The following is a 23,931-nucleotide window of genomic DNA, read 5'->3' as shown; positions in this document are numbered from 1 at the left end:
ACCGGGCTGTCAGCGGGGTGCCGTACGGTGCGCGGGTGAACGAGACGGATTTCGACATGCGGGCCGCGATGGCCGGGGCTCCGGACGGCCGGGCGGGCGCCTGGGCGCTGGTCCGGGGCTTCGCCGCGTACTGGGGCGAGCCGCTGGGGCTGCGGGACGGTTTCACCGAGGCCGAACTGGACGCGGCCGAGCAGCGGCTGGGGCTGCGGCTGCCGGTTGCCCTGCGCGAGGCGTACCGGCTGTTCGGGCGCCGGGCCGACCTCACCAGCTCCCAGGACGTGCTGCTGACGCCCGACGAGCTCCATGTGCTGGACGGCGCGCTGGTGTACCGGGCCGAGAACCAGGGCTGCGCGCACTGGGGCGTGCTGCTGGCCGATCTGGCACTGGAGGACCCGCCGACGGTGGGCCGGCCGGACCTCGCGGACAAGTCGCAGGAGCGCTGGGAGCCCTGGGAGGAGCGCTTCTCGACGGCGGCGGCGGTGATGGCGATGAGCGAGAAGCTGCTGGAGGACGCGGAGTTGAGCGTCTTCTTCGCGCCCGGCGACGAACTGCCCGACGGACTGGAGGAGTTGCCCGCGCTCGGCTGCCACTACCGGTGGTACGCGGGGCCGGACGTGCTGCTGCTGCGGATCGAGGAGGACTTCATGGTCGCCCGAGCTCGTACCGAGGCGGCGCTGGACGCGCTCTAGAACTTTCGAACGGCTCCGACGCCCCCTTGGTGAAGGGGGCGTCGGAGCCGTTCGACGGGCAGGCTCAGGCGGTGACGCCGCCGTCCAGCACCAGGTCGGCACCGACGGTGTAGCCCGCTTCGTCCGAGGCCAGGTACAGCACGGCGGCGGCGATCTCCGCGACCGCGCCGGCCCGGCCGACCGGCACCTCGACCCTCATCCGGTCGCTCTTGTCGGCGTCGCTCTCGCCGGGCCGGGTCGACATCGGGGTGTCCACCGGGCCCGGGCTGACGGTGTTGATCCGCACGCCCTCGCCGATGTGGTCACGGGCGGCGGAGCGGGTCAGCGCGGTGACGGCGGCCTTGCTGGCGTTGTAGGCGCCCGCGCCCTCGATCCGCTTGTGGACGCCCAGGTTGGACGAGACGTTGACGATGGCCCCGCCGCCGTGGGCGCGCATGTGGCCGATCTGGTGCTTCATCGCCAGCAGGGTGCCGGTCACGTTGACGTCGAAGACCCAGCGGAACTGGTCCTCGTCGATGTCGGCGACCGGACCGGCCGCGCCGAAGACCCCGGCGTTGTTGACGGCGACGTCCAGTCCGCCGAACTGCTCGACAACCTCCCGGACCAGCCGGGCGGCGTCCTCACTGTTCGTCACGTCGCCGGTCAGCGCGACGGCCTTGCCGCCGGCCCGCTCGATCAGCTCGACGGTCTCGGCCAGCGGGCCGAGGCTGCGCCCGGCGACCGCGACCCGGGCGCCCTCCGCGGCGAAGGCGAGCGCGATCCCCCGCCCGATGCCGCTGCCGCCGCCGGTGATCAGGACGGACTTGTCGGCGAAACGCGTGCTCATGAGGTGAACTCCTTGATCCGAGTGGTGCGTTCAGGTGCGTTGGTAGTGGTCATGGTGGTGCTCTTGGTGGTGCCACCCCGGGGCAGGACCGCGACCGCGACGGCGGTCAGGGCCAGCCCGGCGGCGGCCGCGGCGAAGGCCGCCGCGTAACCGCCGACGACGGTCGGGCGGGTGGCGGCGAGGGCCATCAGGGCGGCCAGCCCGGCGGTGGGGCCGAGCTCCATGGCGGTGTTGAAGACGCCCGCCGCCAGGCCGGTGCGTTCGGGCGCCACGCCGCCGGTGGCGAGCACGGCCGCCCCGGCGAAGGACGCGGCGGCGCCGGCGGGCAGCAGGAGCAGTCCGGGCAGCAGCCCGGTGGGGTAGCCGCTGGCGGGGTCGAGCCCGGCCAGCAGGGCGAGTCCGGCCGCCTCCAGGGCGAGGCCGGCGGCGGTGACCGGCACCGGACCGTACCGGGCGATCAGCGGCCCGGCCAGCCGTCCGGACAGCAGCAGGGCGACCGCGTACGGCACGAACGCGGCGGAGGTGTCGGCCGCGCTCCAACCGCGCAGTTGCTGGAGGTAGAGCGAGAGCAGCACGAAGGCCAGGGCGGTGCCGGCGGAGGTCGCCATCACGGCGACCAGGGCGGTGGCCCGGCGGCGGTCGGCGAGGAAGCCGGGCGGCAGCAGCGGGTCGGCGGTGCGGCGTTCGGCGGCGGCGAAGGCGAGCAGCAGCGCCAGGCCGACGGCGAACGGCGCGAGCACTCCGGGGCTGCTCCAGCCGTGCTCGGTGGACGCCACCAGGGCGTAACTCGCCGCGCAGACACCGGTGGTGGCGAGCAGTGCGCCGCGCAGGTCGAGCGCCGGGCGGCGGCTCGCGGGAGCGGGCTCCCGGTCGGGGTCGGGAGCGGCGTCGGGCTCGGGCAGGGTGCCCGAGCGGAGCAGCCCCGCCAGCGCGACCAGGACGGGCACCGCGAACAGCCAGCGCCAGGAGACCACGGCGGCGACCGGGCCCGACACCACGCTGCCGGCCGTCGCGCCGAGCACCGAGAGTCCGCCCCAGGTGGCCATCGCCCGCCGGTAGGCGGCGGGTTCGGGGTACAGCCGGCGGACCACGGCAACCGCCGCCGGGGCGGTGAGGGCCGCGCCCGCGCCCTGGACGAAGCGGCTCGCCAGCAGGACGGGGTAGTCCGGTGCGAGGGCGCAGGCGACCGAGGAGGCGGCGAGCAGCGCCAGGCCCCACCTGAGCGTCCGGCGGCCGCCGTGACGGTCCGTCAGTCGCCCGCCGAGCAGCAGCAGGGCGGCGAAGGAGAGCCCGTACGCGGCGCTGAGCAGCAGGACGTCGGACGGGCCGAGGCCGAGCTCCCGGGCGACCAGGGGCAGCGGCACGGTGAGGATCATGATCGTGAAGATCAGCACCGCCTGGACGACACCGAGCAGCGCGAAGCTCCCCCGGGCGTTCGTGGTGACACTCATGGACTCCCCCCCACATCAAATTTAAGAACGTTCGGTCCAGAATCAGGACGGCAGAAGACGGCACGAGACGGCGAAGGACGCCAGGCCGACCGAGCCGGAGACACCCCCGTGGGCCGCCGGTTCGGGCCTGGCCTCAGTCCAGCAGCGTCAGCGCCTGCTCGGCGGCGTCGCGCACCCGGGGCTCGCCCTCGGCGGTCTTGCCCACCACCCGGATCCCCTGCAGCAGCACCACCAGCATCCGGGCCAGCGCCCGCGGCTCCCGCCCGGCGGGCAGTTCGCCCTGGGCCTCGGCGCGCAGCAGGGCGGCGGTCAGCGCCGTCTCCAAGTGGTCGTAACTGACCTCCACCCGGCGGGCCGCCGCCTCGTCGTGCGGGGCGAGTTCGACGGCCGTGTTGGTGATGAAGCAGCCTCGCCTGCGATCCTCGGCCCCCATCCCCGCATATCGACGCACCAGGGCGCGAACGGCCGGCAGCACCGGGCCGGGCTGGGACAGCTCGGCCAGCAGGCCGGGGTTGTGCTGTTCGTTGTAGCGTTCCAGCGCCCGCAGGTAGAGCTCGTGCTTGCTGCCGAAGGTCGCGTAGATGCTGGCCCGGGCGATGCCCAGCCCTTCGACCAGGTCGGCCATCGAGGTGGCCTCGTAGCCGCGCCGCCAGAACAGTTCGAGAGCTGCCTGGAGCGCCGTGTCCGGGTCGAATTCCTTGGTCCGCGCCATGACCGGAACAGTAGCCCTTTCAAGACCGATCGGTCAAGAAAGGGCGGAGAGTGGTCCAGACCGTTATCTGACGGAGCATTGCCAAGTGGACTAGACCAAGCCTAGCCTTACCGCCCCATCCCTCCTTCTCCCCCACAGGAGGCGTTCCGGCATGCCCGCACTCATCCCCCCAATCCCCCAACAGGCCGCCGAGGCCGCGCGACCGCTCGTCCTGACGGTCTTCCGGATCGTCGTCGGCCTGCTCTTCGCCTGCCACGGCGCCGCCGCACTCTTCGGCGTCCTCGGTGGCGCCAAGGGCGGCGGCAGCATCCCGCCCGGCCAGTGGCCCGGCTGGTGGGCCGCACTGATCCAACTCGTCGGCGGCGCCCTGGTGCTGCTCGGCAGCGGCACCAGGACGGCCGCCCTGCTCTGCTCCGGCTCGATGGCCTACGCCTACTTCACCGTCCACCAGGAACAGGCCCTGCTGCCGCTGCAGAACGGGGGCGAGCCCTCGGTGATGTTCTGCTGGGCCTTCCTGGCCATCGCGGTGCTCGGCTCCGGCCCGTACTCCCTGGACCGGCTGCTCGCCGCCCGCAGGCCGGCCGCCGAGCCCAGCCCCCAGCCCACCTCGACCGGCTGAGCCTCAGCCCTCCGCGAGGTACCGCTCGACCGAGGCGACCTTGGCGGTGAGGCCGTCGGTGACCCCGGCCCGGTCGTCGATCTTGATGACCGTGCTCACCCGGTCGCTGTGCGCCTTCACCGCCTCGATCGCCGCCTTGATCACCGGCATCACCTCGTCCCACTCCCCCTCGATGCTCGTGAACATCGCGTCCGTCCGGTTCGGCAGCCCACTCGCCCGCACCACCCGCACGGCCGCGGCCACCGCCTCCCCCACATCCTCGCCGATCCCCAGCGGGGTCACCGAAAAAGCTGCGATCACGGTCTGCGCTCCTTGACGTCCGACGACACCTGGTCGCGGCCCGGACCACTCCGGGCCGCGACCAGGCTAACCGGGGCCGCCAGGCCAACCGGGGCCGCCGGGCTCGCCCGGGTACTCACCGGCTCACCGGCTCGCCGGAGGGACCGTCAGACGACGGTCGGCAGCGGTGGTTCGACGGCGAGCGGGGCGCTGGCGCGGGCGCGGTGCTGGTCGGCCCAGGAGGTGAGGGCCAGGGTGCAGGCGTGGTCCAGGTGGCGCAGGCCGGACCAGTCGAGTTCCACCGGACGGTCGGCGGGCAGCCGTTCCAGCGCGTCCAGCAGCCGGGGCAGCCGCAGGAAGGTGGCGTTGCCGCTGAGGCGGACCCGGTGCAGCGGCCGACCGTCCGTCAGTACCACCTCCTCGACCGCGATCTGCAGGTGCGAGGTCTGCCAGGCGGACTTGGCCACGGCCAGGCCGACCCCGATCAGCACCCCCTCGAACAGGTCGGTGGCGACCACGGCGAGCGCCGTCGTGACGAGCACCACCGCCTCGCCCCGGTCACCCCGGCACAGCGCGGCGATCCGGCGCAGCGGCACCAACTTGGCCCCGGCGTGCACCAGGACGGCGGCCAGCGCGGTGAGCGGGACCAGCCCGAGCACCCCGGGGAGCAGGGCGGTGAACAGCAGCAGCCACAGCCCGTGCAGGAAGCGCGCGGCCCTGGTGCGGGCGCCCGCCTGGACGTTGGCCGCGCTGCGCACGATCACCGCGGTCATCGGCAGGGCGCCGAGCAGTCCGCAGACGATGTTGCCGACGCCCTGGGCGGTGAGTTCGCGGTCGTAGTCGGTGCGCGGGCCGTGGTGCATCCGGTCGACGGCGGCGGCGCTGAACAGCGTCTCGGCGGAAGCGATCAGCGTGAAGGCGACGACGGTGCCGATGCCCGCGGCACCGGCCAGGCCGCCGAGCGCGGCCGGGTCGGGCAGTCGGAGGACGTCGAGCAGCCCGGCCACCCGTACCCGGGCCACCGGCAGGTCGGCCGCCGCGGTGACGGCGGCGGCCAGGCCGACCGCGGCCAGCGGCGCGGGGACGGTACGGGCGGCGCGGCCCGGCAGGTGCTTCCAGCCGACGAGCACCAGCAGGGTGCCCAGGCCCAGCGCCACCGCGGCGGGGGTGGCGGCCGCGGTGGCCGCGTCGGCGAGCAGGGCGGGCAGTCCGGCGAGCTTCTGCGGGCCGGTGCCGGGGGCGGTCCGGTCAGCGAGGGCGTACAGCTGGCCGAACACCAGGGTCAGCCCGATGCCCGCCAGCATGCCGTGCACCACCGAGGCGGACATCGCCCGGAACCAGCGGCCGAGCCGCAGCGCGCCCATCCCGAGCTGGAGCAGGCCGGTGGCGAGCACCAGCGGGCCGAGGGCGGCGAGGCCGAAGCGCTGGACGGCGTCGGCGACCAGCACGGTCAGCCCGGCGGCGGGCCCGCTGACCTGGAGGCTGCTACCGGGGAGCAGGCCGACGGCCAGGCCGCCGACGACGCCGGTGACCAGCCCCAGCTCGGCCGGGACGCCGGAGGCGACGGCGACCCCGACGCAGAGCGGGAGGGCGACCAGGAACACCACCAGCGAGGCGGGCAGGTCGTGCCGCCAGGGGACGGCGCGCAGCCCGGCGAGCGGGGAGCGGCGGCGGGACGGCGGGCTCATCCGGTCACCGCCGGGGGCCGGGCAGGGGTGCGGCGCATGGCTGCGCTCCTTCCGCGCGCCCACCGTTGCGGGGGCGCGCCGTAACGGACCGGGGAGGGTGGGAGGGGACTGCCACAGGCGACGGGCGGGCCGGCGGTGCGCGGCGAGGCGAACCGGCGGTGCGAGGCGGGGCGGAGGGAACCGGCGGGGAGAGGCGGGCCGGACGGGCGCGCCGGCGGGGCGGGACAGGCCGACGGGAGGGCGGGCCGAGGAAGACGTACGGAGCGGAGGCGAGGCGGTGGTCGGACCGCCGCAGTCGCAGCGCGCGCCCCCTGCCGTGGCCGGGTCGGATGTGCCGGGCCCGGCGTGCCACCGACGGTACCCAGGCCGACGGGGCGGCCCGACACCCGGCACCATCCCTTCACCGGCACTGCACGCCGGCTGCGCGATCCGGCGCGGAGCCTCCGCCTCCCCGGGCACACCAGCGCGAGAGCTGTGCACTTGTCCGAACGGCTCCCCCGCGCCGGCTTGCACATTCTGTTGAAGTCCCCTTGACGCCCCGCCGGGCCCGACCCTACCGTGTTTCCACATACAGAAACCGTTCTTCCGTATGGTGGAACTCGGGAGATGAGCCCTCCGAGCCACTGCGGGCCGACGCAGGAGAGACCCGATGCCTCGTATGACAGCCGCCCGCGCGGCCGTGGAGATCCTCAAGCTCGAAGGCGTCGATGTCGCCTTCGGTGTCCCGGGTGCCGCCATCAACCCCTTCTACGCCGCCCTCAAGGCCTCCGGCGGGATCAGGCACACCCTGGCCCGGCACGTCGAGGGCGCCTCGCACATGGCCGAGGGCTACACCCGCGCCAAGGCCGGCAACATCGGCGTGTGCATCGGCACCTCGGGCCCGGCCGGCACCGACATGATCACCGGCCTCTACTCGGCGATCGCCGACTCCATCCCGATCCTGTGCATCACCGGCCAGGCCCCGGTCGCCCGCCTCCACAAGGAGGACTTCCAGGCCGTCGACATCGCCTCGATCGCCAAGCCGGTCACCAAGGCCGCCACCACCGTCCTGGAGGCCGCGCAGGTCCCCGGCGTGTTCCAGCAGGCCTTCCACCTGATGCGCTCCGGCCGCCCCGGCCCGGTCCTGATCGACCTGCCGATCGACGTCCAGCTGACCGAGATCGACTTCGACCCCGAGGCCTACCAGCCGCTGCCGGTCTACAAGCCGACCGCCAACCGGATCCAGATCGAGAAGGCCATCGCGCTGCTCCAGGAGTCCGAGCGCCCGCTGATCGTGGCCGGCGGCGGCGTCATCAACGCCGACGCGGCCGACCTGCTGCTGGAGTTCGCCGAGCTGACCGGCGTCCCGGTCATCCCGACCCTGATGGGCTGGGGCATCGTCCCGGACGACCACGAGCTGAACGCCGGCATGGTCGGCCTGCAGACCTCGCACCGCTACGGCAACGAGAACTTCCTCGCCTCCGACTTCGTCCTCGGCATCGGCAACCGCTGGGCCAACCGCCACACCGGCGGCCTGGACGTCTACACCGCGGGCCGCAAGTTCGTCCACGTCGACGTCGAGCCCACCCAGATCGGCAAGATCTTCGCCCCCGACCTCGGCATCGCCTCCGACGCCAAGGCCGCGCTGGAGCTGTTCGTCCAGGTCGCCAAGGAGCTCAAGGCCGCCGGCACCCTCAAGGACCGCAGCACCTGGGCCGCCTCCACCCAGGAGCGCAAGGCGCAGCTCCAGCGCCGCACCCACTTCGACAACGTGCCGCTCAAGCCGCAGCGCGTCTACGAGGAGATGAACCGGGCCTTCGGACCGGAGACCCGGTACGTCACCACCATCGGCCTGTCCCAGATCGCCGGCGCGCAGATGCTGCACGTCTACAAGCCGCGGCACTGGATCAACTGCGGCCAGGCCGGGCCGCTGGGCTGGACCATCCCGGCCGCGCTGGGCGTCGCCACCGCCGACCCCGAGGGCCAGATCGTCGCGCTCTCCGGCGACTACGACTTCCAGTTCATGATCGAGGAGCTGGCGGTCGGCGCCCAGCACCGGATCCCGTACGTCCACGTCCTGGTGAACAACTCCTACCTGGGCCTGATCCGCCAGGCGCAGCGGGGCTTCGACATCGACTTCCAGGTCAAGCTGGAGTTCGAGAACATCAACGCGCCGGAGCTGGGCGTCTACGGCGTCGACCACGTCAAGGTCGCCGAGGGCCTGGGCTGCAAGGCGATCCGGGTCACCGAGCCGGAGGGCCTGCTGCCGGCCTTCGAGGAGGCCAAGAAGCTGGCCGCCGAGTTCCGCGTCCCGGTCGTGGTCGAGGCGATCCTGGAGCGGGTCACCAACATCTCGATGAGCGGCAACGACATCGACAAGGTCAACGAATTCGAGGAACTGGCCACCCTCCCCGAGCACGCGCCGACCGCGATCAGGCCGCTGGCGCTCTGACCCCGTGGGGGGCGGGGGCGTCCGAGCCGCTCCGTACGCCCCCGCCCCCGCGGAACACCGGCGGCGCCGGCACGGTTGAGCCGTCCGGGGCCGCTACGGTGTGCCCGGGCGAGACCCCCGCTGCCAACCCGCCGAAAGGACCACCACCGTGAGCCTGTACGACATCCCGCTGCGCACCCTGGCCGGCGAGCCCACCTCGCTGGGCGACTTCAAGGGCAAGGCGCTGCTGCTCGTCAACGTCGCGTCCAAGTGCGGGCTGACCCCGCAGTACACCGGGCTGGAGAACCTCCAGAAGCGGTACGCCGAGCGCGGGTTCACCGTGCTGGGCTTCCCGTGCAACCAGTTCGCCGGGCAGGAGCCGGGCAGCGCCGAGGAGATCCAGAGCTTCTGCTCCACCACCTACGGCGTGAGCTTCCCGCTGTTCGAGAAGATCGACGTCAACGGCGACGACCGGCACCCGCTGTACCAGCAGCTGACCGAGGTCGCCGACGCCGAGGGCGCGGCCGGTGACGTCAGCTGGAACTTCGAGAAGTTCCTGATCTCGCCGGACGGCACCGTGGCCGCCCGGATCCGGCCGCGGACCGAGCCGGAGTCGGCCGAGCTGATCGCCGCGATCGAGGCCGTGCTGCCGGCCTGACCACACACCTGACGGACCGGCCCCGGGCACCCGCCCCGGGGCCGGTCCGTCGTTCCGTACCCGGCCCGGCCGGGCGGCTGCGGCACAGGGCTTGTCGGACAGGCCCTAAATGATCGGGGGCCGGCCGAGTCGGGTCATGGTCCACACCGTGCGCCAGCGCATCGGCCTGCGCCGACCGCACGGGGTGCGCCAGCCCTCGGCGAAGCCCGAGAACCACGCCTTCAACCCGCTCGCGTTCCTGGTACGGGCGACGGTGAGCGCCACCCACACGCCGAGGTAGACCGGGACCAGCAACGCGGGCAGGTGACGGCGCGCGAGGTACACCCGGTTGCGGGCGTTCACCCGGTAGAAGAACGCGTGCCGGGTCGGGCTGGTCCGCGGGTGCTGCAGCAGCAGCTCCGGGACGTACAGCACCCGCCAGCCCGCGTCGAGCGCCCGCCAGGCCAGGTCGGTCTCCTCGTGCGCGAAGAAGAACGCGTCCGGCCAGCCCCCGACCTGTCGCAGCATCCTCGTCGACAGCGCATGGCCGCCGCCGAGGAAGCTGGTCACCTCGCCACCGCGCATCGGATCACCGGCCCGCAGCCGGGGAACGTGGCGGCGCTGGGTCAGCCCGGTCTCGTCGGCGATCCGGAAGGACACCACGCCCAGCCGGGGGTCGGCCTCGTACTGGGACTCGATCCTCGCGAACACGTCGTCGGCGACCAGCAGGCCGTCGTCGTCCAGGTCGATCACCACGTCCACGTCCCGCAGCTGCTCCAGCGCCACGTTCCGGCCGCCGGTCACCCCGAGGTTCTCGGCCAGCTCCACGCCCTCCACCCACACCGGCAGCTCCGGCAACGGGCAGCCCTGGGCGACCACCACGACCTTCGCGGCCGGGACGGTCTGCATCTCCACCGAGGCCAGCAGCTCGGCCAGTTCCTTCGGCCGCGTGCCCATGGTCAGCACCGCCACGCCCAGCTTCAAGCCCACCGAACCCATCCCTTCGAGGAAACAGCCATGACCTGACGAACGGAGCGCTCGGGCGCCGCGTCGCTCGGAGAACTCACCGAGCGGCAAATGCTTCCGGACCACCAGGTCATGGACCGGCCCGCACCGGACCGGATCGCCGGGATGCGGCCCGAGGCCTCCGCCGCGCCGCCCACCCTGCCACACCGGCCGCTGATGCTGGTACCGGACGTCACCTGGTTCGCGGAGCCCCGGTGTGCCGCTCCCTCCACGGTGTCCGGCCCAACGCCTCGCCTCGCTGCTCTCGTCGATCCTCGCCCAGGAGTACGGACTCGGACCTCACGGCAGCAACAGCCGTGTGCCGGGAGGGAGTTCGCCGGAGCGGGCGGCGTCGCGCAGGTGTGCCAGGAGGGTGGCGCGCAGGGCCTCGGCGGCGCGGGTGAGCGGCACCTCGTGGCCGTGCGCTACGGCGATGGTGCGGCCCAGGCCCGGTCCGGCGAAGGGCGTGACGGTCAGCCCCGAGCGGGCCGCCACCATGCCTGGGACGATCGCGGGCCCGAGCCCGGCCCGGACGAAGCCCAGTACCGCGTCCATCTCGCCGCCCTCCACGGCGAACTCCGGCTCGAAGCCCGCCGCCCGGCAGGCCGCCAGGGCCGCCTCCCGGACGTCGTAACCCTCCCGGAACATCACCAGCGGCCGCCCGTCCAGCTCGGCCACCCGCACGGTGCGCCGGCGGCGCCGCTCGCCGCCCGGACGCTCGCCGCCCGGACGGTCGGCCGAGACCAGCACCAGCGCCTCGTGCAGCAGCTCGGTGACGGCCAGGGCGGGCGCGGCCTCCCCGCTGGTCGGGGTGATGATCAGCGCGAGGTCCAGCTCCCCCGCGGCCAGCCAGCGCACCAGGTCGCGCGAGCCGCCCTCGCGCACCCCGAGCGCGACGCCCGGGTAGCGGTCCCGGAAGACCCGCAGCACGTCCGGCACCAGGCTGGTGCACAGGCTCGGCGGGGCGCCCAGCCGGACCCGGCCGCGGCGCAGCTGGACCGTCTCCTGGACGGCGAGGCGGGCGCTCTCGGTGTCCGCGAGGATGCGCCGGGCGAGCGGCAGCAGGGCGTCCCCGGCGTCGGTGAGGGCGATGTTGCCCCGGGTGCGGTGGAACAGTTCGGCGCCCAACTCCCGTTCCAGCGAACGGATCTGCTGGGAGAGCGAGGGCTGGGCGACATGTTCGGCCTCGGCGGCCCGGGTGAAGTGCCGGGTCTCGGCGACGGCCAGGAAGTAGCGGAGTTGCTGGAGCTGCACACGGCCAGGGTAAGCCGCGACGATAGGCCCCGGCTATCGTCACCAGCCGCAGCATGTCTTGGACGCACCCTGGCGACCGTCCCTACCGTTGCTGCCATGACAACCGCGACTCGGACGGCCCGGCATCCGTCCACCCTGGTGACCCTGTGGCGGTCGACCGTCGGCAAGAAGGCGGTCATGGCCGTCACCGGACTGGCGATGCTGCTGTACCTGGTCGCGCACATGCTGGGCAACCTCAAGGTCTTCTTCGGCCCCGACGACATCAACGGCTACGCGGCCTGGCTGCGCACCATCGGCCAGCCCTTCCTCGGCCACGAGTGGTTCCTGTGGATCGCCCGGGTCGGCCTGGTCGCCGCCGTCGTCCTGCACGGCGTCTCCGCGTACCAGCTCAGCCGCCGGGACCTCGCCGCCCGCCCGAGCAAGTACGTGCACCAGCGCCGCCGGGCCAGCTACGCGACCCGCACCATGCGCTGGGGCGGGGTGATCCTCGGGCTGTTCATCGTGTGGCACATCCTGGACCTCACCACGCTCACCGTGAACCCGGTCGCCGAGCACGGCCACGTCTACCAGAACGTCGTGGGCACCTTCGGCCGTTGGTACAGCGACGTGTTCTACATCCTCGCGGTGGTGGCCCTCGGCTTCCACATCCGGCACGGCTTCTGGAGCGCCGCGCAGACCCTCGGCGCCAACAACGCCCGCCGCGACAAGGCGCTCAAGCTGAGCGCGAACGGCCTGGCGCTCCTGCTGACCGTCGGCTTCCTGTCCGTCCCCCTCGCCGTGATGTTCGGAGTGGTGAAGTGAGCAGCACGTACGTCGACTACACCGTCGGCGAGCCGATCGCCGACACCAAGGCCCCCGCCGGGCCGATCGAACAGCGCTGGGACCAGCGGCGGTTCGACGCCAAGCTGGTCAACCCGGCGAACCGGCGCAAGCACACCGTGATCGTGGTCGGCACCGGCCTGGCCGGCGGCGCGGCCGGCGCCACCCTCGCCGAACAGGGCTACCACGTCGTCCAGTTCTGCTTCCAGGACTCCCCGCGACGGGCCCACTCGATCGCCGCCCAGGGCGGCATCAACGCGGCCAAGAACTACCGCAACGACGGCGACTCCGTCCGCCGGCTGTTCTACGACACCGTCAAGGGCGGCGACTTCCGCGCCCGCGAGTCCAATGTGCACCGGCTCGCCCAGGTGTCGGTGGAGATCATCGACCAGTGCGTCGCCCAGGGCGTCCCCTTCGCCCGCGAGTACGGGGGCCTGCTGGACACCCGCTCCTTCGGCGGCGTGCAGGTCTCCCGTACCTTCTACGCCCGCGGCCAGACCGGCCAGCAGCTGCTGCTCGGCGCCTACCAGGCGCTCTCCCGGCAGATCGCCGCCGGGAACGTGGAGATGCACCCGCGCACCGAGATGCTGGACCTGCTGGTGGTCGACGGCCGGGCCCGCGGCATCGTCGCCCGGGACCTGGTCACCGGGGAGATCCGCTCCTACACCGCGGACGCGGTCGTCCTCGCCACCGGCGGCTACGGCAACGTCTTCTACCTCTCCACCAACGCCAAGAACTCCAACGCCACCGCCGTCTGGCGGGCCCACCGGCGCGGCGCCTACTTCGCCAACCCGTGCTTCACCCAGATCCACCCCACCTGCATCCCGCGCTCCGGCGACCACCAGTCCAAGCTCACCCTGATGAGCGAGTCGCTGCGCAACGACGGCCGGATCTGGGTGCCCAAGGCCAAGGGCGACACCCGCCCGCCCGGGCAGATCCCGGAGGAGGAGCGGGACTACTACCTGGAGCGGATCTACCCCTCCTTCGGCAACCTGGTGCCCCGCGACATCGCCTCCCGGGCCGCCAAGAACGTCTGCGACGAGGGCCGCGGCGTCGGCCCCGGCGGCCAGGGCGTGTACCTGGACTTCGCCGACGCGATCCGCCGGATGGGCCGGGAGGCCGTCGAGGCCAAGTACGGCAACCTCTTCGACATGTACGAGCGGATCACCGCCGAGGACCCGTACCGGGTGCCGATGCGGATCTACCCGGCGATCCACTACACGATGGGCGGGCTCTGGGTCGACTACGACCTGCAGACCAGCGTCCCGGGCCTGTTCGCGATCGGCGAGGCCAACTTCTCCGACCACGGCGCCAACCGGCTCGGCGCCAGCGCGCTGATGCAGGGCCTGGCCGACGGCTACTTCGTACTGCCGCCCACCATCAACGACTACCTGGCCCGCAACCCGGTCGCCGCCGTCCCCGCCGACCACCCGGTGCTCACCGAGGTCGAGGCGGAGGTCGAGGACCGGCTCAACCTGATCCTCTCCGTCGACGGCGACCGCACCCCGGACTCCTTCCACCGCGAACTCGGCGAACTGCTCTGGGACGAGTGCGGGATGGCCCGCGACGAGGCCGGCCTCAGGCGCGCCCTGGCCCGGATCCCGCAGCTGCGCGAGGAGTTCTGGCGCCGGATCAAGGTGCCCGGCAGCGGCCAGGAGCTCAACCAGTCGCTGGAGAAGGCCAACCGGCTGGTCGACTACTTCGAGCTCGCCGAGCTGATGTGCCTGGACGCGCTGCACCGCGCCGAGTCCTGCGGCGGCCACTTCCGCACCGAGAGCCAGACCCCCGACGGCGAGGCCGCCCGGCGCGACGAGGACTTCAGCTACGCCGCCGCCTGGGAGTTCACCGCCACCGGCGAGGCGCCCGTCCTCCACCGCGAGCACCTCGAGTTCGAACACGTCCACCCCACCCAGCGGAGCTACGCATGAACCTCACCCTGCGCATCTGGCGCCAGGCGGGCCCGGACGCACCCGGCTCGATGACCACCTACCAGGTCAGCGGCATCAGCCCGGACATGTCCTTCCTGGAGATGCTCGACACCCTCAACGAGGAACTGATCACCCGCGGCGACCAGCCGGTCGCCTTCGACCACGACTGCCGCGAGGGCATCTGCGGGGCCTGCGGCATGGTCATCAACGGCCAGGCGCACGGCCCCGAGCGCACCACCACCTGCCAGTTGCACATGCGGCACTTCCGGGACGGCGACACCATCGACGTGGAACCCTGGCGGGCCTCGGCCTTCCCGGTGGTCAAGGACCTCGTGGTGGACCGCTCCGCCTTCGACCGGATCATCGGCTCCGGCGGCTACATCACCGCCCCCACCGGCAGTGCCCCCGACGCGCACGCCACGCCCGTCCCCAAGGAGGCCGCCGACACCGCCTTCGAGCACGCCGAGTGCATCGGCTGCGGCGCCTGCGTGGCCGCCTGCCCGAACGGCTCGGCGATGCTGTTCACCTCCGCCAAGGTGGTGCACCTCAACGTGCTGCCGCAGGGCGCGCCGGAGCGTTCCGCCCGGGTGCGGAACATGGTCGCGGCGATGGACGCCGAGGGCTTCGGCGGCTGCACCAACACCGGCGAGTGCGCCACCGCCTGCCCCAAGGGCATCCCGCTGCCCAGCATCGCGGCCATGAACCGGGAGTTCCTGCGGGCCGCCCGCGGCTGACGCCCCTCCCCCGAGACGGTCGGCCCCTCGCTCTGGTGCTCAGGCGAGGGGCCGACGCCGTGCTACCACGATCCCGCTCCCCGACGCTCCCGTTCCACGGGGGGACGCCCTTCTCCGGGGCGTGCGAGGGCAGTTCGCGCTCCCCGAACGAGTGGTGGAACGCCGCGCTCGGTGCTTCCTGACGGAAAATCGCGCTACGGTGGTGCTCCGCGAGGGAAGGACGGCATATGCCCGAGGTTCAGTCCTGCTCCGGCTGCGGCGGGTCCGGGGGGACCCAGAAGACCGAGGCAACGGTCGAACTGGACGAGGAAGGAAGCATGGTGCCCAGCGTTCACACCTTCTGGTCGCCGTGCGGTCGGTGCCACGGATCCGGGACGGTGATCGTCGGATGAGGTTGTGCTTCGAGTGCGTCGAGTGCGGTGGGCACTACCTGCCGCCGGAGGGCATGGTCTATCCGGACGGGCCGGCCTCGCCGGTCTGGTGCTCCTCCTGTCAGACGTCCAAGCGCGCGGCGGGCCTCCGGGAGGACCCGCTGCTCGCCCGGGTCGCGCTGGCCGCCGCCCGGGCCGCGCTGGCCCGGCGCGCCGCCGAGGCCGCCGAGCCGGTCTCCGCCGGGCGCGCCGACGTCCGCCCGTCCCGTCCGCCGCTGTCCCGGCGGGCGCGCTCCGGTCCGGGCGGGGTGCGCGGCAAGCTGGGCTGAGCCGCTCCTCCGAGGGCCCCGTCAGGTACCGCAGGCGAAGTGCCGCCGGCGCGCGTGCTCAGAACAGCGCCTCCTGGGTGTCCGGTTCCGGCGGGCGGACCCGCTCCTCCAGCACCAGCCCTGCCGAGGCCCGGCCGGCCACCGGCGTGAGCGTCCAGCCGGTCAGCCGCCGGGTGTCCAGCAGCAGCGGGCCGGAGCCGTCCGGCTGGTCCAGGAAGAGGTGGCGCCCCACCGGCGGGCGCAGCGTACCGGCGATCACCGCGCCCGCGGCCAGTCCGGTGACCTCCCGGTAGGCCTCCGGGGCGCCCCCGGCCAGGCCGTAGCGCTCCACGTGGTCCACCACCGGGCGGTCCGCGAGCAGCTCCACGGCGTGCCCGTCCAGCAGCCGGTGCGCCCGGGCGCGGGCCTCCGTCAGCACGGCGCGGCGGTACGGGGCGTCGCCGTGCGACCACCAGTGGTCGGTCTTGAGCCGGGACTTGTACCGCTCGCGCGCCAGGCCCGAGGCGGCGACGGTGAGTTCGGCGCGGCGGACCGCGGGCAGGCCGCCGCGCGCGGTGAACGCGTAGGCCAGCGCGCCCTGTTCCAGCAGCCGGCTGTCGCCACGCTGCTCGGCGGTGAGACCGACCTTCAACAGGCCCTCGCCGAACCAGGCGAGGTAGAGCAGGTAGGTGCGGCCGTCGTCGAGGATCTGGTCCCGGGCGAGCGCCAGGCCGCGGTCCACGCTCTGGCAGGCCGGGCACTGGGTGGCGCTGCCGCCCGGGTCGACCACCGCGTGGTGCGGGCAGGGCGTGCGCTCCGTCGCCCCGGCCAGCCAGGCGCCCACACAGCGGCGCGGGCCGCCGAGCAGCCAGCCGACCTCCGTACCGGGCGCCACGGCGCGCTCGTGCACCCGGGCGCCGCGCACGGCGCAGAGCAGGGCCCGGCCTTCGTGCCAGCTCAGGCCGGTGGAGACCCAGCCGGCGGGCCGGTCCGGGTGCTGCGGTGCGGGGACCGTCACGGGCATCCCTCCCTGGAGCTCTTCGATCAGGTGAGGCTACCCGCTGCCACTGACAGTCGCGTCCTGCGGGCCGAAAGCCGTGAACGACTCGGACACCGACGACCTACGCCGCGCCTTCCGTGGCCGCCGCCCCGCAGCCGCTGCTAGCGTCCCGCCCATGATCGACTCACCGACCCCGGACGACCTGGCCCTCGCCCTCCGCCTCGCCGTGGACGCCCTCGCGGGCGCCCCGGCGGACGCGGACTGGTCCCGGCCCGCCGGCGCCCTCGACTGGAGCTGCTGGGAGACCGTCGAGCACCTGGCCGACGACCTCCTCGCCTACGCCGCCCAGCTGGGCCCCGCCCGACCGCCCCGCGACCGCTACGTGCCCTTCGTGGCGACCCGCCGCGCCCCGGGCGGCCCGAACAACTTCGTCCGCGCCGATCCGGCCGACGGCGTCCCGGGGCTGCTCGAAGTCCTGGACGCCAGTGGCGGGTTGATGGTCGCGATCGCCCGGGTCGCCCCGCCGCAGGCCCGCGCGTACCACCCCTGGGGGCTCGCCGACCCGAGCGGCTTCGTCGCCATGAGCCTGGTCGAGACCCTGGTCCACCTGCACGACGTCACCCAGGGCCTCGGCCTCCGCTGGGACCCGCCGGCCGAGCTCTGCACCCGCACCCTGGACCGCCTGTTCCCGGACGTCCCCCGCACCGCCGCCCCCTGGCCCACCCTCCTGTGGGCCACCGGCCGCGCCACCCTCCCCGACCGCCCCCTCCGCACCGACTGGCGCTGGTACGCGGAACCGCGCGACTGACGGGCCGGCGCGGGGGTGCGTCGGTTCGACGGGCTACCGGACGGGCGCGCCGACCTGACCGGCGGCCTGACCGGCGGCCTCACCGGCGGCCTCACCGGCGGCCTGACCGGAGACCGGATCCCCGGCCTGCACCACGAAGGCGGGGTAGGTGTTGCCCGTGTCCGGAGCCCCTGTCGCGGCGGCCGGCCCCGCACCGGCCGCCAGCACGGCGAACCCGACGACGGCGGCCAGCGCGGCGGCGCGGACGGCACTGCTGATGCTCATGAACTCTCCCCCTGGGTCGGCTTCCTGACGATGATCCGCCCGACCGCCCCGGCTGTCCACCGCCCCCGCTGTCCAGTTCCACGGCACCCACCCGGCGACACGCACGATGGCCCCGGCGGCCCCGACGGCCGGGCCCCGCAAGGCCCGTACCCCCGCCGCCCGGCGGGTCGCCCCCACCGGTCCGGGCGACCGACAGCCGCCCTGGTCGCGGGGGCTTGGCCGGGCGGGGCGTCCACGTTCTATTCTGGCGGGCGCGGTCGGCGGTGGTGCCCGGAGGTGGCGCGGGGCGGCCGGGTCGGTGTGAGCGCGAAGGGGTGGCTGGTGGCGGGGCGGCGGAACAGCGGGGTGCTGGCGGTCTGGGCGGAGGCGCAGCGGCAGCAGCAGCGCCGGGAGGAGGCCCGGTGGCGTGCCGAGGCGGCGGAGTTGCGCCGGCACGAACGGGCCCAGCGCGAGGCGCAGCGGGCGGCCGCCCGGGACGAGCGGGAGGCGCAGCGCGCGTACCAGCAGTCGCGGGAGGCGGAGGCGGCCCGGCGGACGGCGGAACTGGACGCCCGGGTGGAGGAGTTGCGCGGGCTGTTGACGGCCGGCCTGGCCGCGCCGGCGTTCGGGCCGCAGGCCCTGCTGGCGCCGCGCCCGGTGCCGCCGTTCGATCCGGGGCCGCTGGGCGTGCCGGTGCCGATGCCGGACCAGACGTCCGCCGCCTACCACGTGCCGCCGCCGGACACGGCGCAGGCCCGCAACGCCGGGGTGCGCCGCCAGTACGAGCAGTACCTGGCGCAGGCCCGGGCCCGGTTCGAGCAGGACTGGTACGCCGCCCAGGCCCGGGAGGCGGACCGGCAGTCCCGGCTGGCCGCGTACCACCAGGAGTACCTGAGGTGGGCGGAGGGCTTCCGCCGGCAGGAGGAGGAGCGCAGCACCGGGACGGAGGAGTTGCTGCGGCGGCTGCGGGCGGGCGAACCGGAGGCCGTGCAGGAGTACTTCACGGCGGGGCTGTACGCCTCGGCGGCCTGGCCGGAGGGCTTCCCGCACCGGCTGGTGGCGGCCTGGGAGGTGTCGAGCCGTCAGCTGGTGGTGAACTGGGAGCTGCCCGGCCCGGACGTGGTGCCGGCCGCCGCGCGGGTGCGGTACGTGAAGGCGGACGACCGCGAGGCGGAGGTGGCCCGGCCGGCGACCGAGCGCAAGGCGCTGTACCGGGAGGTGCTGGCGCAGTCGGCGCTGCGGGTGGCGGCCGAGCTGTTCCGGGCGGACCGGGACGGGATGCTGGACTCGGTGGTGGTGAACGGCTTCGTGCTGGGGATCGATCCGGCGACGGGCCGGGAAGCCGAGCGCTTCCTGTCCACGCTGACCGCGACCCGGGCCGAGTTCTCGGGGCTGGCACTGGACCGGGTGGCCCCGGTGGAGTGCTTCCAGGGGCTGGGCGGCAAGCTGTCGGCGCGGCCGGAGCGGCTGGACGAGGTGAAGCCGGACCGGCTGCCGGAGTCGGTGGGCGGCAGCATGGCCGGGCGCTTCGGCGACGAGGAGCCGGACCTCTTCGAGATGGATCCGCTGGACTTCGAGGACCTGATCGCCGAGTTGTTCCGCTTGCGCGGTTTCCGGGTGATGACGACGGCCCGCAGCGGTGACGTCGGGGTGGACGTGGTCGCCGAGGACTTGGACCCGGTGACCGGCGGCAAGATCGTGATCCAGGCAAAGCGGTACCGGAAGACCGTCCCGCCGACGGCCGTGCGCGACCTGGAGTCCACCGTGCGCCACCACGGCGCGATCAAGGGCATCCTGGTGACCACGGCGGGCTTCGGCAAGGGCTCGTACAGCTACATCGAGGGCAAGCCGCTGACCCTGGTGAGCGGGCCGGAGCTGGTGGAGCTGCTGGCCGACCAGGGGCTGCGCGGGCGGCTCGGCGGCGGCACGGGGGCCGGTACGGGCGGCGCTGGCGCCGGGGGCGGCGCCGACGGTACGGACGGCAGCGACGGCACGGGCGGCAGCACCCGCAGCGGGACCGACGACGCGGGCGGCCCGGCGGCGGGACGGCAGGAGCCGGACGCCCCGCACAGCAAGGTCACGGTGAGCTGGCAGAGCCGGACGGCCGGCGGGGAGCCCGTGGAGCTGGACGTCACGGCGTTCCTGTGCGCCCGCGGCCGGGTGCTGAGCGACGAGCACTTCGTGTTCTTCAACAACCCGCAGGACCCGGACGGCGCCGTCCGGCTGCACCCCACCCACTCGGTGCCGGGCGAGCCGGCCCGGGCGGCCCGGCTGAGCCTGGACCTGCACCGGCTGCCGGCCGCCGTGGACGAGGTGGTGCTGGCGGTGTCCACCGAGGAGGAGGAGCACCCGACGCTGCCGCTCGGTCACGTGTACGGGCTGGCCGTCGCGGCGGAGTACGGGCCGGGGGCGGCCGGTCCGGCCCGGTGGCCGGGGGCGAACGGCGGCATGCCGGACTCGGCGATGCTGCTCGGGAGCTTCCGACGGGCGTCCACGGGCTGGCAGTTCGAGCCCTCGGCGCGGGCGGTGACGAACGGTCTGACGGGGCTGGCGACGGCCTTCGGCGTCGCGGTGGAGTGACGGGCCGGGACTTTGGTCCCCATGGGCCCCTCCGGCTGACGACACCGCCCCGCCCGGCGGGTGCCAAGCAGGGCGGTGCGGTGCTGTGCGGCGGGTGTGCGGTGAACGACCGGGTCAGGCGGCCGGCTTGGCGGCGACGGGCTTCGCCCGGTTCCCGAACAGGTTGAAGAACACGGCCAGCGTCGGCAGCAGGTACGCCAGCCAGACCACCAGCTGGAGCACGGTCGGGTCCGGCTGGAAGTTGAACACGCCCTTGAGCAGGGTGCCGTACCAGCTGTCCTTGGGGATGGTGCTGGAGATGTCGAAGGCCGTGGCGTGCAGGCCGGGCAGCCAGCCGGCCTCCTGGAGGTCGTGGACGCCGTAGGCGAGCACGCCGGCCGCGACCACGACCAGCATCGCGCCGGTCCAGGTGAAGAACTTCGCCAGGTTGATCTTCAACGCCCCGCGGTAGAACAGCCAGCCGAGCACCACCGAGGTGAGCAGGCCGAGCGCGGCGCCGATCAGCGGGTTCCAGCCGTCGTCGGTGGCCTGCACCGCGGACCAGATGAACAGCGCGGTCTCCAGGCCCTCGCGGCCGACCGCCAGGAAGGAGGTGACCACCAGCGCCGTGGTGCCCATCGCGATCGCCGCGTCCAGCTTGCCGTGCAGCTCGGTCTTGAGGTGCCGGGCGGTGCGCCGCATCCAGAACACCATCCAGGTCACCAGCCCGACCGAGATGATCGACAGCGAGCCGCCGAGCGCCTCCTGGGCCTCGAAGGTCAGCTGCGAGGAACCGAACTGGAGGACCGCGCCGAAGACCATGGAGAGCACCACGGCCGCGGTGACGCCGAGCCACACCGGCGGCAGCTTGTCCCGGCGGTCGGTCTTGACCAGGTAGGCGATCAGGATGCAGACGACCAGGCTGGCCTCGAGGCCTTCGCGCAGGCCGATCAGGTAGTTGCCGAACACGGCTGACTCCTCGGGGTGTTGGGGGTGGGAAGGATCAGCCGAACAGGGCCTGGCCCCACCACTCCCCCGGCTTGCGGACACCCGCCGGGCAGGCGAAGTGGGCGGAGCCGACGTGCTGGATGTACTCGTTGAGCTTGTCCGAGGCCGCGAGCCGCTGCTGGAGCGGGACGAAGGCCTTGCGGGTGTCGCGCTGGTAGGCGAGGAAGAACAGTCCGGCGTCCAGGCGGCCGAGGCCGTCGGTGCCGTCGGTGAAGGAGAAGCCGCGGCGCAGGATCATCAGGCCGTTGTTGGCGTCCGGGTGGGCCAGGGCGACGTGCGAGGTCGCGGGCATCGCCTTGAGGTCGGGGGCGTCGTGCTCCTTGGCCTTGCCGTACGGGGCGCCCTCGCCCTTGGTGCGGCCGAAGGTGTCCTCCTGGTCCTTGAGCGGGGCGCGGTCCCAGGTCTCGATGTGCATCCGGATCCGCCGGGCGACCAGGTAGGAGCCGCCGGTCATCCACTCCGGGCCGTCGCCGGGGGCGGCCCAGACGTGCTCGGCGAGGTTGGCGCCGTCGCTGCCCGCGATGTTGTGGGTGCCGTCCTTGAACCCCATCAGGTTGCGCGGGGTCTGCTGGTCCGGGGTGGTCGAGGAGGTCTTGCCGAAGCCGAGCTGGGACCAGCGGATGTTGACGGTGCCCATGCCGATCCGGGCCAGGTTGCGGATCGCGTGCACCGCGACCTGCGGGTCGTCGGCGCAGGCCTGGACGCAGAGGTCGCCGCCGCTGCGCAGCGGGTCGAGCTTGTCGCCCTTGAAGGTGGGCAGCTCGATCAGGGCCTCGGGGCGCTGGGCCCTGAGGCCGAAGCGGTCGACGCCGTCCTTCTCGAACAGGCCGGGGCCGAAGCCGATGGTGAGGGTGAGCCGGGAGGCGGGCAGGCCGAGGGCCTCGCCGGTGTCGTCCGGCGGGGCCTCCGCGGAGGCCGGGACGGCGCCGGTGCCGACCTCGCGGCCGCCGGCCATCGCGGCGGCCGCCTTGGTCCACTCCTTGAGCAGCTTGACCAGGGATTCCCGCGTCGCCTTCTCGGAGACGTCGAAGGCCGCGAAGTGCAGCCGGTCCTGGACGGGGGTGGCGATACCGGCCTGGTGGTCGCCGTAGAACGGGACCTCCGCCGCGACCGTCGCGCCGGCCGCCGGGACGGGGTCGTCGTCCTGGCGGCTCGCCGCCGCGACCGAGCCGACGGCCGCGGCGCCGAGCGCGACGCCCGCACCGGCCCAGCCGATGACGGCGCGGCGGCTGACCGCGCCCGGGGTGGGGGTGGCGGCAGCGGCCGGGGCACCCTGCTGCTGCTCTTTCTCGGCGTCCATCGGCGGGCGGGCCCTTCTCACTCTTGCTGAACTACTGGAACTACTAGAGGTGCTGGAACTGCTGGAGATGCTGGAAGTCCGGAAGCGCTGGAGCTGCCGGCGGTGCCGGACTCCCGGTGCCGGTCGGCTACTTGACGACCACGGCGGCGGCCAGCTTCGACAGCGGCTCGCCCAGCGAGTTGACCGCGTCGGAGAAGGTCTTGCGCTCGGCCTCGGTGACCTTGTCGTACGGGGTGAAGGTGCCGTCGGCCTGCTTGTACTTGGCGAGCAGGGCGTTGATGGCGGTGAACTCGGCGTCGAGGGTCTTCGACAGCTCCGGGTCCTTCTCGGCGGCGACCGGCTTCAACAGCTCGTAGGCCTTCTGGGCGCCCTCGACGTTGGCCTGGAAGTCCGCGAGGTCGGTGTGGCTGTAGCGGTCCTCCTCACCGGTGATCTTGTTGGTGGCGACCTCGTCGAGCAGTTCCTTGGCGCCGTTGGCCATGCTGGTCGCGGTGATCTCCGCCTCGGGGATCTTCTTCTGCCAGTCCTTGAGGTCGGTGACCAGCTGGTCGGCGAGGGTCTTCTCCTCGTCGCCGATCCTGGCGTCGGCCCAGAGGGCCTTCTCCAGGCGGTGCCAGCCGGTCCAGGCCTGGCCCTGCTCCAGCTTGTCCTCGCGGGTGTCGGTCTTGGGGTCGACGTCGCCGAAGCTCTCGGCGACCGGCTCGGTGCGCTCCCAGCCGGTGCGCGAGGGGGCGTACAGCGACTTGGCCTTCTCCAGGTCGCCGCCCTTGATCGCGGCGGCGAAGGCCTCGACCGCCGGGACGGTGGCGTCGGCCTGCTCCTGGGCGTACTTGCGGTAGGCGTCGACGGCGGCGGCCAGGCGCGGGTCGGCGGGGGCGGCGCTGCCGCTGTCGCCGGTCACGGTGATCTTCTGGCGGATGCCGTCGCCGACCATGCCGGGCTTGCAGGCGACCTCGTAGCTGCCCGCCTTGATCTCGGCGTTGATGCTGGCCTTGGTGCCGGGGCCGATGTTCTCCCGCTCGGTGACGATCTTGTCGCCGGCGGCGTAGACGTAGACCTCGGTGGTCTTGGAGCCCTTGTTGCTGATGTCGATCACCACGTGACCGGCCGGGAAGCTGGTCCTGGACACCTCGCAGGCGGTGTCGGTGGCGTTGACCTTGACCGCGTCCGACCCGCCCGCCTTGTCGTCCTTCTTCGACGCGCAGCCCGCCAGGGCGGCGGTGGCCACGGCGAGGCTGAGCAGCGCGGCTGCGGTGGAACGGCGGCGGGCGGACATGGGGGCT

Annotated in this window: 22 protein-coding genes; 10 read left to right on the top strand and 12 right to left on the bottom strand. The window is 73.6% G+C overall.

Annotated elements, in window-relative coordinates; genetic code table 11:
* Nucleotides 1-35: 35 nt before the first annotated feature.
* On the top strand, nt 36-689 hold the full coding sequence (locus AB0F71_RS10590) for an SMI1/KNR4 family protein (protein ID WP_360230731.1): 654 nt from the start codon (nt 36-38) through the stop codon (nt 687-689).
* A 64-nt stretch (nt 690-753) separates the two neighbouring features.
* Here AB0F71_RS10590 and AB0F71_RS10585 read toward each other — a convergent pair whose 3' ends face one another.
* From AB0F71_RS10585 to AB0F71_RS10575, 3 genes are all read right to left on the bottom strand, one after another.
* Nucleotides 754-1,515 carry a glucose 1-dehydrogenase gene (locus tag AB0F71_RS10585; RefSeq protein WP_360230729.1) on the bottom strand — a complete coding sequence of 254 codons (762 nt, stop codon included), beginning with the start codon at nt 1,513-1,515 and terminating at the stop codon, nt 754-756.
* Nucleotides 1,512-2,966 (bottom strand): MFS transporter, encoded by a 1,455-nt coding sequence (locus AB0F71_RS10580; protein ID WP_360230727.1) that lies wholly within the window; start codon nt 2,964-2,966, stop codon nt 1,512-1,514. The genes AB0F71_RS10585 and AB0F71_RS10580 overlap by 4 nt, the downstream gene beginning before the upstream one ends.
* Nucleotides 2,967-3,099: 133 nt before the next feature.
* Nucleotides 3,100-3,678 (bottom strand): TetR family transcriptional regulator, encoded by a 579-nt coding sequence (locus AB0F71_RS10575; RefSeq protein ID WP_360230726.1) that lies wholly within the window; start codon nt 3,676-3,678, stop codon nt 3,100-3,102.
* A 151-nt stretch (nt 3,679-3,829) separates the two neighbouring features.
* Here AB0F71_RS10575 and AB0F71_RS10570 point away from each other — a divergent pair, with 151 nt between their 5' ends.
* Nucleotides 3,830-4,297 (top strand): DoxX family protein, encoded by a 468-nt coding sequence (locus AB0F71_RS10570; RefSeq protein ID WP_360230724.1) that lies wholly within the window; start codon nt 3,830-3,832, stop codon nt 4,295-4,297.
* Nucleotides 4,298-4,300: 3 nt separating this feature from the next.
* Here AB0F71_RS10570 and AB0F71_RS10565 read toward each other — a convergent pair whose 3' ends face one another.
* Both AB0F71_RS10565 and AB0F71_RS10560 read right to left on the bottom strand, forming a co-directional pair.
* On the bottom strand, nt 4,301-4,597 hold the full coding sequence (locus tag AB0F71_RS10565; RefSeq protein WP_360230722.1) for an MTH1187 family thiamine-binding protein: 297 nt from the start codon (nt 4,595-4,597) through the stop codon (nt 4,301-4,303).
* A gap of 146 nt (nt 4,598-4,743) precedes the next feature.
* Nucleotides 4,744-6,264: a SulP family inorganic anion transporter gene (locus AB0F71_RS10560; protein WP_360230720.1), complete on the bottom strand. Its 1,521-nt coding sequence runs from the start codon at nt 6,262-6,264 to the stop codon at nt 4,744-4,746.
* A gap of 649 nt (nt 6,265-6,913) precedes the next feature.
* Between AB0F71_RS10560 and gcl the strand changes: the two genes are divergently transcribed.
* The gene (gene gcl / locus AB0F71_RS10555) at nt 6,914-8,695 is read left to right on the top strand and encodes a glyoxylate carboligase (protein ID WP_360230718.1); all 1,782 of its coding nucleotides are present in this window, start codon (nt 6,914-6,916) and stop codon (nt 8,693-8,695) included.
* Between the two features lie 148 nt (nt 8,696-8,843).
* Entirely contained in the window at nt 8,844-9,332 is a 489-nt protein-coding gene (locus AB0F71_RS10550; protein ID WP_360230716.1) for a glutathione peroxidase, read from the top strand.
* A 105-nt stretch (nt 9,333-9,437) separates the two neighbouring features.
* Here AB0F71_RS10550 and AB0F71_RS10545 read toward each other — a convergent pair whose 3' ends face one another.
* Both AB0F71_RS10545 and AB0F71_RS10540 read right to left on the bottom strand, forming a co-directional pair.
* A complete protein-coding gene (locus AB0F71_RS10545; RefSeq protein WP_360230714.1) occupies nt 9,438-10,310 on the bottom strand; it encodes a glycosyltransferase family 2 protein in 873 nt (290 codons plus the stop codon).
* A gap of 306 nt (nt 10,311-10,616) precedes the next feature.
* Nucleotides 10,617-11,570, bottom strand: coding sequence for a LysR substrate-binding domain-containing protein (locus AB0F71_RS10540; RefSeq protein WP_360230712.1), 954 nt, complete (start codon nt 11,568-11,570; stop codon nt 10,617-10,619).
* A 96-nt stretch (nt 11,571-11,666) separates the two neighbouring features.
* On the opposite strand from AB0F71_RS10540, the gene AB0F71_RS10535 reads away from it, so the two are divergent.
* From AB0F71_RS10535 to AB0F71_RS10520, 4 genes are all read left to right on the top strand, one after another.
* Nucleotides 11,667-12,371, top strand: a complete 705-nt coding sequence (locus AB0F71_RS10535) for a succinate dehydrogenase cytochrome b subunit (protein ID WP_360230710.1) — start codon at nt 11,667-11,669, stop codon at nt 12,369-12,371.
* Nucleotides 12,368-14,317: a fumarate reductase/succinate dehydrogenase flavoprotein subunit gene (locus AB0F71_RS10530; RefSeq protein ID WP_360230708.1), complete on the top strand. Its 1,950-nt coding sequence runs from the start codon at nt 12,368-12,370 to the stop codon at nt 14,315-14,317. Before AB0F71_RS10535 ends, AB0F71_RS10530 begins: the two co-directional genes overlap by 4 nt.
* A complete protein-coding gene (locus AB0F71_RS10525) occupies nt 14,314-15,051 on the top strand; it encodes a succinate dehydrogenase/fumarate reductase iron-sulfur subunit (protein WP_360230706.1) in 738 nt (245 codons plus the stop codon). Before AB0F71_RS10530 ends, AB0F71_RS10525 begins: the two co-directional genes overlap by 4 nt.
* 388 nt (nt 15,052-15,439) lie before the next feature.
* Nucleotides 15,440-15,751, top strand: a complete 312-nt coding sequence (locus tag AB0F71_RS10520) for a hypothetical protein (protein ID WP_360230704.1) — start codon at nt 15,440-15,442, stop codon at nt 15,749-15,751.
* Nucleotides 15,752-15,809: 58 nt separating this feature from the next.
* Here the strand turns inward: AB0F71_RS10520 and AB0F71_RS10515 are convergent, their stop codons facing one another.
* Nucleotides 15,810-16,748 (bottom strand): DUF2797 domain-containing protein, encoded by a 939-nt coding sequence (locus AB0F71_RS10515; RefSeq protein WP_360230702.1) that lies wholly within the window; start codon nt 16,746-16,748, stop codon nt 15,810-15,812.
* A gap of 157 nt (nt 16,749-16,905) precedes the next feature.
* Between AB0F71_RS10515 and AB0F71_RS10510 the strand changes: the two genes are divergently transcribed.
* Nucleotides 16,906-17,538, top strand: a complete 633-nt coding sequence (locus tag AB0F71_RS10510) for a maleylpyruvate isomerase N-terminal domain-containing protein (protein WP_360230700.1) — start codon at nt 16,906-16,908, stop codon at nt 17,536-17,538.
* Nucleotides 17,539-17,571: 33 nt separating this feature from the next.
* Here the strand turns inward: AB0F71_RS10510 and AB0F71_RS10505 are convergent, their stop codons facing one another.
* Complete coding sequence (locus AB0F71_RS10505) at nt 17,572-17,802, bottom strand: hypothetical protein (RefSeq protein WP_360230698.1); 231 nt, start codon at nt 17,800-17,802, stop codon at nt 17,572-17,574.
* A 300-nt stretch (nt 17,803-18,102) separates the two neighbouring features.
* Here AB0F71_RS10505 and AB0F71_RS10500 point away from each other — a divergent pair, with 300 nt between their 5' ends.
* Nucleotides 18,103-20,361, top strand: a complete 2,259-nt coding sequence (locus AB0F71_RS10500) for a restriction endonuclease (protein WP_360230696.1) — start codon at nt 18,103-18,105, stop codon at nt 20,359-20,361.
* A gap of 114 nt (nt 20,362-20,475) precedes the next feature.
* On the opposite strand, the gene efeU is transcribed toward AB0F71_RS10500, so the two are convergent.
* The 3 genes from efeU to efeO all read right to left on the bottom strand — a co-directional run bounded on the left by efeU (nt 20,476) and on the right by efeO (nt 23,924).
* A complete protein-coding gene (gene efeU, locus AB0F71_RS10495; protein ID WP_360230694.1) occupies nt 20,476-21,309 on the bottom strand; it encodes an iron uptake transporter permease EfeU in 834 nt (277 codons plus the stop codon).
* Between the two features lie 34 nt (nt 21,310-21,343).
* Entirely contained in the window at nt 21,344-22,648 is a 1,305-nt protein-coding gene (gene efeB, locus AB0F71_RS10490) for an iron uptake transporter deferrochelatase/peroxidase subunit (protein WP_360230692.1), read from the bottom strand.
* Nucleotides 22,649-22,775: 127 nt separating this feature from the next.
* Entirely contained in the window at nt 22,776-23,924 is a 1,149-nt protein-coding gene (gene efeO, locus AB0F71_RS10485) for an iron uptake system protein EfeO (RefSeq protein ID WP_360230690.1), read from the bottom strand.
* Nucleotides 23,925-23,931 lie beyond the last annotated feature (7 nt).

This window comes from Kitasatospora sp. NPDC028055, assembly GCF_040637885.1.
GTDB lineage: Bacteria > Actinomycetota > Actinomycetes > Streptomycetales > Streptomycetaceae > Kitasatospora.
Note: the sequence above shows the minus strand (reverse complement) of the source record. Positions and strands in the feature narration are given on the sequence as shown.

Coding starts and splice junctions, on each gene's coding strand:
- AB0F71_RS10585 (WP_360230729.1), bottom strand. CDS start 1,515: ATGAGCACGCGTTTCGCCGACAAGTCCGTCCTGATCACCGGCGGCGGC.
- AB0F71_RS10580 (WP_360230727.1), bottom strand. CDS start 2,966: ATGAGTGTCACCACGAACGCCCGGGGGAGCTTCGCGCTGCTCGGTGTC.
- AB0F71_RS10575 (WP_360230726.1), bottom strand. CDS start 3,678: ATGGCGCGGACCAAGGAATTCGACCCGGACACGGCGCTCCAGGCAGCT.
- AB0F71_RS10570 (WP_360230724.1), top strand. CDS start 3,830: ATGCCCGCACTCATCCCCCCAATCCCCCAACAGGCCGCCGAGGCCGCG.
- AB0F71_RS10560 (WP_360230720.1), bottom strand. CDS start 6,264: ATGAGCCCGCCGTCCCGCCGCCGCTCCCCGCTCGCCGGGCTGCGCGCC.
- gcl (WP_360230718.1), top strand. CDS start 6,914: ATGCCTCGTATGACAGCCGCCCGCGCGGCCGTGGAGATCCTCAAGCTC.
- AB0F71_RS10545 (WP_360230714.1), bottom strand. CDS start 10,310: ATGGGTTCGGTGGGCTTGAAGCTGGGCGTGGCGGTGCTGACCATGGGC.
- AB0F71_RS10535 (WP_360230710.1), top strand. CDS start 11,667: ATGACAACCGCGACTCGGACGGCCCGGCATCCGTCCACCCTGGTGACC.
- AB0F71_RS10525 (WP_360230706.1), top strand. CDS start 14,314: ATGAACCTCACCCTGCGCATCTGGCGCCAGGCGGGCCCGGACGCACCC.
- AB0F71_RS10520 (WP_360230704.1), top strand. CDS start 15,440: ATGAGGTTGTGCTTCGAGTGCGTCGAGTGCGGTGGGCACTACCTGCCG.
- AB0F71_RS10510 (WP_360230700.1), top strand. CDS start 16,906: ATGATCGACTCACCGACCCCGGACGACCTGGCCCTCGCCCTCCGCCTC.
- AB0F71_RS10505 (WP_360230698.1), bottom strand. CDS start 17,802: ATGAGCATCAGCAGTGCCGTCCGCGCCGCCGCGCTGGCCGCCGTCGTC.
- efeB (WP_360230692.1), bottom strand. CDS start 22,648: ATGGACGCCGAGAAAGAGCAGCAGCAGGGTGCCCCGGCCGCTGCCGCC.
- efeO (WP_360230690.1), bottom strand. CDS start 23,924: ATGTCCGCCCGCCGCCGTTCCACCGCAGCCGCGCTGCTCAGCCTCGCC.